At 72.4% G+C, this 592-nt stretch carries 1 protein-coding gene; it reads left to right on the top strand.

Going from position 1 to position 592, the window contains the following annotated elements; all coding sequences use genetic code 11:
- Positions 1-513 (top strand): MarR family winged helix-turn-helix transcriptional regulator (locus AC1D01_RS37925; protein WP_477875142.1); only part of this gene is annotated, 513 nt, incomplete at its 5' end.
- Positions 514-592 lie beyond the last annotated feature (79 nt).

Below are 592 nucleotides of genomic sequence, written 5' to 3'. Positions count from 1 at the left end.
CCACAAGTCCTGCGAAGGCAGCGTCCCGCCGTGGCCTCTCTTTCCAGATCTCCAGCCAAGCCAGATTCGCCTCCCCCGGCGCCCGACGCCAGCCGCGTCGCGGCCGAGGTGCTGAGCGTCGTGCCCGACGTGATGAACGCCATCCGCATGGGCATGCGCGGCAGCCTGGACGACGGGCTCTCGGTGCCGCAGTTCCGCTGCCTGGGCTTCATCGGCCGCCATGCCGGCTGCTCGATCAGCGATGTCGCCGGCTTCCTCGGCGTGACGCTCGCCACCGCGTCGGCGATGGTCGACCGGCTGGTGCGCGGCGGCTACGTCTCGCCGAGCACCGCCGCGGCCGACCGCCGCCGCACCGAGCTGCGGCTGAGCGCCGCAGGCAAGGCGCTGCTCGACGACATCCGCCGTGGCGCCCGGGCCGACCTCGCGAACACGCTGTCCGACGCGACGCCGGCGGAACTGGCGCTCGTGATGCAGGGTCTGGCGATCCTCAAGGCGAGGTTCGTCCATGATTGACACAGGATCGCCCGCGGAACGTGCCGCGCCAGGCTCTGCGCCGACTTCCGGGCAGGTGGCCCAGCRCATCGCCGAGGGC

This window comes from Rhizobacter sp. P3_B12 (assembly GCF_056402895.1).
The sequence above is the reverse complement of the archived record's forward strand: the minus strand, read 5'-3'. Positions and strand labels throughout refer to the sequence as shown.